Consider the following 7,950-nt stretch of genomic DNA (forward strand, 5'->3'; position numbering starts at 1 on the left):
TTGTCGAAACGGCAACAGGGCGGTTCAGGCGTCCGGAAGCAGGTCCCGGATGGCGGCCATGCCCCGGTGGAGTTCGGCAAAGCAGGTGCTCAGCGGCGAAAGTCCGATCCTGATGCCCTGCGGCGCGCGGAAGTCCGGGATGACATCCCGCTCCCACAGCGCCGCGGTCACCTCGCGGAAGGCGGGATGGTCGACCGTGATGTGTCCTCCGCGCTGGTCCGGATCCCGCGGCGTGGCAAGCCTCACCCCGGCCGGCGCGAGCCAGGCGTCGTGCAGTTCCAGTGCGTAGGCTGTGAGCTGCCGCGACTTTTCGCGGATGGCGGCCATGCCGGCCTCTTCAATCAGGTCCAGCGTGCCGCGCATGGCGATCATTCCGAAGATGGCCGGCGTGCCGCTCAGGAATCCGCGGATACCGACGGCCGGTTCATACCCGGGCCCCATCTCGAACGCGTCCTTCCGGCCCATCCATCCCCAGATCGGCTGGGCCAGCCGGGGCAGGTGCCGGTCATTGACGTAGGCGAAGGCGGGTGAGCCCGGGCCGCCATTCAGGTACTTGTAGGTGCAGCCCGCGGCAAAGTCCACGTTCCAGGCGTCCAGCTGCAGCTCCACCGACCCGGCGGAATGGCACAGGTCCCAGACCACCAGCCCACCGGCGTCGTGCACGGCTGCCGTGATGGCCGGCAGGTCCGCGAGGTACCCCGAGCGGTAGGCCACATGGCTGAGGAGGACGACGGCGGTGGCCGGCCCAACTGCCGCCCTCACCTGTTCGAGGTGGACGCCTGAGGCGGGATCCGCCTCGATCCAGCGCAGCGTCAGGCCTTGCTCCCTGGCGATACCTTCGACCAGGTAACGGTCGGTGGGAAAGTTGTCCGTGTCCGCCACGATCTCTGTCCGCGCCGGATCCCCGACGGCGGCCACGGCGGCCCGGATCAGCTTGTACAGGACCACGGTGGTGGAGTCGGCAATGATGGTTTGGCCTGCCGCGGCGCCCAGCACTGCCCGCCCCAGCTGGTCGCCGATGGCCTGGGGCAGGTCCAGCCATTCCTCGTCCCAACCCCTGATCAGTCGGCCGCCCCAGCCCTCCTCGATGAAGGTGGCGATGTCACCGGCGGTCCGGTTGAGCGGCCGGCCCAGCGAATTGCCGTCGAGATAGGACAACTCGGTGTCCGCGCCGACGAACAGGTCGCGGTACGGTGCCAGCGGGTCCGAGGCATCGAGGCGTGCGGCTTTTTGCTGCAGGGCGTCGCCTGCCTGCGTGGTCACTGGCCGATCTCCGTCCGCACTGCGAACAGCTCGGGGAAGAACGTGAGCTCAAGGGCCTTTTGCAGGAACGCCGCCCCGGAGGAGCCGCCGGTTCCCGTCTTCATGCCAATGGTGCGCTGCACGGTACGCAGGTGGCGGAACCGCCACAGCTGGAAGTTGTCCTCCAGGTCCACCAGCTCCTCGCATGCCTCGTACGCGCCCCAGTTGGCGGCGGCGTTCTCGTAGATGTGCTTGAAGAGGGGCACCAGGGCCGGTTCAAACTCGTGCGCCCGGGTCACATCCCTGTTGAGCACCTCTTCGGGAACATCGAACCCCTGGCGTTTCAGGTAGGCGAGGAACTCATCGTAGATGCTGGGCGCGTGCAGGAGTTCGGTCAGCAGGGCATGGGCCTCGGGATCGGACTCGAAGACGGGGAGCATCTTGTGGTTCTTGTTGCCCAGCACGAACTCCACTGCACGGTACTGGCTGGACTGGAATCCGGAGGAGTTACCCAGGAACCCGCGGAATTCCGCGTACTCGGTGGGTGTCAGCGTGGCCAGGACGGACCACTGCTCGGTGAGGGTCTTCTGGATGTGCTTGACCCGCGCGATGCCCTTCAGGGCCGAGCCGAGATCGTCCGAACGCAGCCACTGGGCGGCGCTGCGGAGCTCGTGGAGCACCAGCTTCAGCCAAAGCTCCGTGGTCTGGTGCTGGATGATGAACAGCAGTTCGTCGTGGTGCGCCGGGACGCTGACGGGCTGCTGCGCGCTGAGCAGTATGGGCAGCTGAAGGTAGGACGCGTAGCTCATCCGGGAACTGAAATCCCGCACAATCCCCTTGTCCAGTTTCCTGGTGTTCTTCTCTACGGTCACAGCGTCGCCTTCCTTGCCAATACTGTGTGCTGCGGGACTGCTCGCGGGGCGGGTCAGCGCTTGAGCAGGATGTCGTGCGTCTGCAGGACGTCCTGGCGCATCTGCTCCACAAGGGCTTCAGGCCCACGGTATGCCACCATGCCGCGGAGCCTGGCCACAAACTCCACAACTACTGTCTGGTCGTACAGATCGAAGTCCTCAATGCGTTCTTCGGGCCGGTCGATGACGTGTGCCTCCACCTGGCGGCTAACGCCGTCGAACGTGGGGTTGGAGCCAACGGAAATGGCGGCAGGCCAGCGCGTCCCCGCTTCGTCCACGAGCCACCCCGCGTAGATGCCGTCCGCGGGAATCAGTCCGCTCGCGTCGCTGGAGAGGTTGGCCGTGGGGAAACCGAGGTCCCGGCCGCGTGCCGCGCCGTGGACCACCTCGCCGCGCATCCGGTGTGCGCGGCCAAGGACGGCGGCGGCGGTGGCAACGTCCCCCTCCCGCAGCGCTTCACGCACCCAAGTGGAGGAACAGCGGCGGTCCGTCCCGCCGTCGTCATGCAAAGGGAAGCCTTCGGACCCGAACTCGCTGATCACCAGCACTTCAAAGCCGAACTTCTCGCCCAGTTCCTGCATGGTGTTCAGGTCGCCGGAGTTGCCCTTGCCGAAGCGGGTGTCGTGGCCGATGACGACGTGGCTGGCGTGGAGGCTGTCCACGAGGACCGAGCCGACAAACTCTTCCGGGGTGAGGCTGGCCAGCTCCAGGGAGTACTTCATGACCAGGATGGCGTCCAGCCCCAACTCGCCCAACGCCTGAAGTTTGTCCTGCAGGCCCATGATCAGCTCGGGCGCAGTTTCCGGCCGGTGGACCAGGGCCGGGTGGGGATCGAACGTCACGGCGACCGATCTGGCGTTGTTCAGCCGGGCCGTCCTGATGAGCTGGGACAGCACCTGCTGGTGGCCGCGGTGGACGCCGTCGAAATTGCCGATAGTGACAACGGAAGGACCAAAGTCTTCGGGGACCTCGGTCGGATCATTCCAGATGTGGACCATCAACCTCGCCTTTTGTACTGCCTGCAAGAGCTTCCTTCCGGCGCACTCCGGGCCGGAACTCTCTAAGGTTACCCGCAATCGAGGCCCGTCACGGACGGCCGGGACGGGCGGCGGTGAACGGCCGGGATCATGGCCAGCGGGCCCTACCGCCTGCATGAACGCCCGGCTAGGATGCAAAGGCAGCGGCCAGGCAGCGTTGCCCTGGGCTTTCTGAACGTCAACACACGGATCGCCTGCGGGATGAGCAGGCCGGAAGGAGCCACCATGAGCGACATCCAAGAGCTGTTGGGCCAGATCCCTGTCCAGCAGATCGCTTCCATGCTGGGGACAGACACGGCGTCAGCGCAGGCCGCCGTCGAAGCCGCGGTGCCCACCCTGCTTGCCGGACTGCAAAGCAACGTCCAGGCGCCGGACGGCGCGGCGGCGCTGGAATCCGAGCTGGCCAGGCACCGGAACGGACTGGCCGACGGCGGCGTGGACCCCTCGCAGGTGGACACCCAGGACGGCGAAAAGATCGTTGGCCACGTCTTCGGCGGCCAGCAGGACCAAGTGGCGGACCAACTGGCCGGAACGGCAAACCTCGGTGGGGTCGGCGGGGATCTCGTCCGCAAACTGCTGCCGATTCTCGCCCCGATCGTCATGTCCTACCTGGCGAAGAAGGTCCTCGGCGGCGGCCAGGGTTCCGGTGCGGAATCGCCCGGCGCCGGTGGGGGCGGGATTGACCTGGGAAGCATCCTCGGCGGAATCCTCGGCGGACTTGGTTCCGGCGGCACCGGCGCTGGCGGGCAGGGCGGCGGGCTCGGGTCAGGCGGCCTTGGCGACATCCTGGGAGGCATTCTCGGTGGCGGCGCGCAACCGCAGCAGTCTTCGCTGACAGAACAGGACGAGGAGCCACGCACGCAGTCCGGCCCCGCACCGGGTACCGGTGACTCAGATCCAACGGTCAATCCGGTGCCGCCGGGCCAGCGGTCCGTGACGCCCGGAGAGCTGATCGAGGTGGACCTGCCCGAGGAGAACCGCTAGTAGCGGCTCCTAGACAGCCTGGGCTGAGGGCCGCCGTCGGTAGAGCCAGATGAGTCCCAGGACCGGCAGGATCAGCGGAACGAAGGCATAGCCGCGGCCGAACCCGGACCACACGGTTTCGTGCGGGAACTGCACGGGGTCGAACAGGCTCAGCGCGCCCACGATGATGACGCCGACCAGTTCCACGAGGACGGCGACCAGGGAAACCTTGAACCACGTCCGGCCGGCCTTTGCCAGTGACACCGTGGCCACGACGTAGACGACGGCCGCGAAGGCCGAGAGCAGGTAGGCCAGCGGGGCGTCGGAGAACTTGGTGAGAATCTGGTAGCCGGCCCGTGCGGTGGCGGAGATGGCGAAGATGGCGTAGACGGCGATGAGGAGCCGGCCGGGACCGGTGTTCCTCGTGTTGCCGGGGCGCTGGCCGGTGTGTTCGGACGTTTCAGTCACTTTGCGTGCTTCTTCCACTTCAGTACCAGATCTGGTTCATGCGGGCGGCCATGACGAGGGCGGTGACCCCGACGGCGGCCAGGACAAAGTTGCTCCAGCGGGTCCGTTCCAGGATGGACCAGTACACGGCTGCAACGGGCAGCAGGAGGGCGGTGGCGAGGTAGCCCCAGAACTCCCAGGCCTCCCCGGCAATCTGCTCCCCTGCGATGACGCGCACTATGGAACCCACGAGGTAGACCAGCAGAGCGAGTTCGACGGCGGCCACCGAGAGGATGGTGATGTCGTTCGGGGCCTTTTTCATGAGGCCTGCCGCCACGCAGACGAGGGTGGACAGCAGGCCGACAGCCAGGATGATGTAAAAGTACGCGTCCAACGCTAGGCCTGCCCGCCGCCGTCGGAACTGTTTGCACCGGGTCCCGTTCCCGGGGCGAAGACCAGCACGGGCTTGGCAAAGCTTCCGCTGTCCGCGAGCAGGGCCACAAGCGATCCGTCCGGCGCGAATGCGGCTGCGGGCTTCTCCGCCGTGGCGGCCGCCGGCGTGCCTGCCGCGGCGCCGGCCGCGATGCGGCGGCCGAAGGAGATCTCCGTGGTTTCGTCTTCGCTCAGTTCACGGTTGGGCATCAGCGCCCTGGCCGCCTGGGACATTTCCAGGATTTCGAGGTCTTCGGCGAGCTGCTCGAGGGTGCGGGCCTGGTCCAGCGAGTACGGTCCCACGTTGGTCCGCCGCAGTGCGGTCAGGTGCCCGCCGACGCCGAGGGAGTTGCCAAGGTCCCGGGCGAGGGCACGGATGTACGTGCCCGAGGAACATTCCACCGTCACGTCGACGTCCACGACGTCCGTGCGGTGCCCTGCGGCCTGGTCCCGGCGGATTCCGTGGATGTCGAAGCGGTGGATGGTGACCGGCCGGGCAGCCAGCTGGACGTCTTCCCCGGAACGGACGCGGGCGTAAGAGCGTTCACCGTTGACCTTGATGGCACTGACGCTGCTGGGAACCTGCTGGATCTCCCCCGTCAGGGAGTCCACACCCGAGCGGATGGCTTCTTCGGTCAGGGCGGCGGCGCTGACCCGGCTGACGACTTCGCCTTCGGCGTCGTCAGTGATGGTGGACTCCCCCAGCCGGATGGTGGCCGTATAGGTCTTGGACGTGCCCACGATGTACGTCAGGAGCCTCGTGGCCTTGTTGATGCCGAGCACCAGCACGCCGGTGGCCATCGGATCGAGGGTTCCCGCGTGGCCCACTTTCCGGGTACCGGCGATCCGCCGCATCCGTCCAACCACATCGTGGCTGGTCCATCCCTGCGGTTTGTCCACTATTACCAGTCCAGAAAGCACGCCTATCAGTATATCGGTGACGGGGAAGGGGTCTGGAGTACGCGGTGGGCCCCGTCGGGCCGCCGCTGCGCCCGGGGCTAGGATGGCAGTCATGCCCGAGCTTTCCGCGCACATACGCGACGTCCCCGTCAATCAGATCCGCGAGATCACGGAGGCGGCGTGGCGCACCCCCGGGGCGCTGATCCTGAGCATCGGAGAGCCGGGGTTCCCGCTCCCGCGCCATGTCCTGGATGCCGGAATCGCGTGCCTGGACCGTGACGAGACCAACTACACTCCAAACGCCGGTCTCCCGCCGCTCCGGGAGGCCTTCGCCGCAAGGTTCCGCGAGCAGTCCGGCGCCGACATTGGCGCGGACCGCGTTTACGTGGTGGATGGCGCACAGCAAGGCCTGCACTTCGCCATGAGCCTGCTGCTGGCTCCCCGTGACGAAATCCTGATTCCTAATCCCGGCTATCCCACGTTTGCCATGACCAGCCGGCTGCTGCATGCCACGCCCGTGGGCTACCCGCTGTACCCCGCCCATGATTTCCAGCCGCGAATCGCTGACATCGAGGCGCTCATCACGGACCGGACGCGCGTGCTCGTGCTCAACTCGCCGTCGAACCCGCTGGGCGCGGTCCTCCGGGAGGACCTGACCAGGGAACTGGTTGAACTGGCCCGCCGCCACGACCTGTGGATCATCTCGGACGAGTGCTACGAGGCCTTCACCTACGACGTCCCGCACGTGAGTCCCGCACGGTTCGACAGCACCGTGCCCGGCGAGGCGCGTGTGTTCACGTCGCTGACGCTGTCCAAGACCTACGGGCTCACCGGCCTGCGCATCGGCGCGCTGATCTGCCCGCCCGGCCTGGAACAGCAGATGAACAACGTCATGGAGGCCATCGTCTCGTGTGTGGCCTCGCCGTCGCAGTACGCGGCGCTCGCCGCGCTGACCGGTCCGCAGGACTACGTGTCCAAGGCCCGCGCTCACTACCGTGCCAACCGCGACGCCGCTTCGGCTGTGCTGGCTGAGAAGGGCATACCGTATCTCAGCGCGCAGGGGGCGTTCTATCTGTGGGCGGACGTCTCGCACGTGAGCGGCGGAAACGTCCGGGCCTGGGTGAAGCGGTTCCTCGCCGAGGCCGGCGTTTCCTTTGCGCCCGGAACTGCCTTCGGCTCCATCGGCGAGGGCTGGATCCGGATCGCGCTGTGCGGCGAGAGGAACGAACTGGTCGAGGGCGTGAGCCGCTTGCCCCGCAGGGTGCCCGCCGAGTAGCCGGTTTTAGGCGTTGCTGACCGATTCAGTAGCGGCCAGCGGCCTTCAGTAGTCGGTGCGTTCGGCGTTGTTGCGCCAGGCATCGAACGGGCCACCCGACGTCGGAACCGGGGTATGGCTGACCGGCAGCAGTTCCGGCCGGGAACCACCGAAGTATTCATAGAAGAGCGCGTCGTCGAATCCCGCAGCGGCGGCGCCGTGCCTGTCGGCCGCGAAGTACACCCGGTCGATCCGCGCCCAGAGCGCGGCCGCGAGGCACAGCGGGCATGGCTCGCAGCTGGCGTAAAGGACCGCACCACTCAGGTCGAAGTTCCTGGTCTCCGCAGCGGCCGTCCGGATTGCCACCACTTCGGCGTGGGCGGTGGGGTCGTTGTCCCGCGTGACGCGATTGACGCCTTCGTGGACGGTGCCGTCGGCTGTTACCACCAGCGCACCGAAGGGTCCACCGCCGGCCGCGACGTTCCGTTCCGCCAGAGCCACCGCCGCGGTCAGGTATTCGGTCACGTCTGCAGCTGATGGGTGGGCGCGCATGCTCTGATCATAGCCAGCCGGATGGTTCCGCGGGATAGGTCCGGCCGCCGAGTTCCGGGATCCGGCTGCGCCAACCCGCCTCGGCGCGATTCCGAAGACGGCACCGTCCCGTGGAATTCCCGTCGTCCACCAGTCATTCGCGGTGGGGTCGTGAGCGGAAGTATTGGTTGCGGCGGGGTTTTCGGTGGGGGTCGAGTTCTGGTGGGGGTTT

At 67.1% G+C, this 7,950-nt stretch carries 9 protein-coding genes; 2 read left to right on the forward strand and 7 right to left on the reverse strand.

Features of this window, described 5'->3' with window-relative positions; genetic code table 11:
• Positions 1–24: 24 nt before the first annotated feature.
• From kynU to ACFRAH_RS21900, 3 genes are read right to left on the reverse strand one after another with little or no spacing between them, the layout of a single operon-like run.
• Positions 25–1,263: a kynureninase gene (gene kynU / locus ACFRAH_RS21890; RefSeq protein ID WP_377993008.1), complete on the reverse strand. Its 1,239-nt coding sequence runs from the start codon at positions 1,261–1,263 to the stop codon at positions 25–27.
• Positions 1,260–2,114, reverse strand: a complete 855-nt coding sequence (kynA, locus tag ACFRAH_RS21895; protein WP_377993009.1) for a tryptophan 2,3-dioxygenase — start codon at positions 2,112–2,114, stop codon at positions 1,260–1,262. The genes kynU and kynA overlap by 4 nt, the downstream gene beginning before the upstream one ends.
• Before the next feature lie 53 nt (positions 2,115–2,167).
• The gene (locus ACFRAH_RS21900) at positions 2,168–3,151 is read right to left on the reverse strand and encodes a bifunctional riboflavin kinase/FAD synthetase (protein WP_377993010.1); all 984 of its coding nucleotides are present in this window, start codon (positions 3,149–3,151) and stop codon (positions 2,168–2,170) included.
• A gap of 264 nt (positions 3,152–3,415) precedes the next feature.
• Between ACFRAH_RS21900 and ACFRAH_RS21905 the strand changes: the two genes are divergently transcribed.
• The gene (locus ACFRAH_RS21905; protein ID WP_377993011.1) at positions 3,416–4,174 is read left to right on the forward strand and encodes a DUF937 domain-containing protein; all 759 of its coding nucleotides are present in this window, start codon (positions 3,416–3,418) and stop codon (positions 4,172–4,174) included.
• Between the two features lie 9 nt (positions 4,175–4,183).
• On the opposite strand, the gene ACFRAH_RS21910 is transcribed toward ACFRAH_RS21905, so the two are convergent.
• From ACFRAH_RS21910 to truB, 3 genes are read right to left on the reverse strand one after another with little or no spacing between them, the layout of a single operon-like run.
• Positions 4,184–4,639, reverse strand: coding sequence for a hypothetical protein (locus tag ACFRAH_RS21910; protein WP_377993012.1), 456 nt, complete (start codon positions 4,637–4,639; stop codon positions 4,184–4,186).
• 1 nt (position 4,640) lies between these two features.
• Complete coding sequence (locus tag ACFRAH_RS21915; protein ID WP_377993013.1) at positions 4,641–4,994, reverse strand: hypothetical protein; 354 nt, start codon at positions 4,992–4,994, stop codon at positions 4,641–4,643.
• Positions 4,995–4,996: 2 nt separating this feature from the next.
• Positions 4,997–5,953 (reverse strand): tRNA pseudouridine(55) synthase TruB, encoded by a 957-nt coding sequence (gene truB / locus ACFRAH_RS21920; RefSeq protein ID WP_377993014.1) that lies wholly within the window; start codon positions 5,951–5,953, stop codon positions 4,997–4,999.
• Positions 5,954–6,044: 91 nt separating this feature from the next.
• Between truB and ACFRAH_RS21925 the strand changes: the two genes are divergently transcribed.
• Positions 6,045–7,208, forward strand: a complete 1,164-nt coding sequence (locus ACFRAH_RS21925) for a pyridoxal phosphate-dependent aminotransferase (protein ID WP_377993015.1) — start codon at positions 6,045–6,047, stop codon at positions 7,206–7,208.
• 45 nt (positions 7,209–7,253) lie between these two features.
• Here ACFRAH_RS21925 and ACFRAH_RS21930 read toward each other — a convergent pair whose 3' ends face one another.
• Positions 7,254–7,739: a nucleoside deaminase gene (locus ACFRAH_RS21930; protein WP_377993016.1), complete on the reverse strand. Its 486-nt coding sequence runs from the start codon at positions 7,737–7,739 to the stop codon at positions 7,254–7,256.
• Positions 7,740–7,950 lie beyond the last annotated feature (211 nt).

Source organism: Arthrobacter sp. NPDC056727, from assembly GCF_042790555.1.
Classification (GTDB): domain Bacteria; phylum Actinomycetota; class Actinomycetes; order Actinomycetales; family Micrococcaceae; genus Arthrobacter.

Coding starts and splice junctions, on each gene's coding strand:
- ACFRAH_RS21900 (WP_377993010.1), bottom strand. CDS start 3,151: ATGGTCCACATCTGGAATGATCCGACCGAGGTCCCCGAAGACTTTGGT.
- ACFRAH_RS21905 (WP_377993011.1), top strand. CDS start 3,416: ATGAGCGACATCCAAGAGCTGTTGGGCCAGATCCCTGTCCAGCAGATC.
- ACFRAH_RS21925 (WP_377993015.1), top strand. CDS start 6,045: ATGCCCGAGCTTTCCGCGCACATACGCGACGTCCCCGTCAATCAGATC.
- ACFRAH_RS21930 (WP_377993016.1), bottom strand. CDS start 7,739: ATGCGCGCCCACCCATCAGCTGCAGACGTGACCGAATACCTGACCGCG.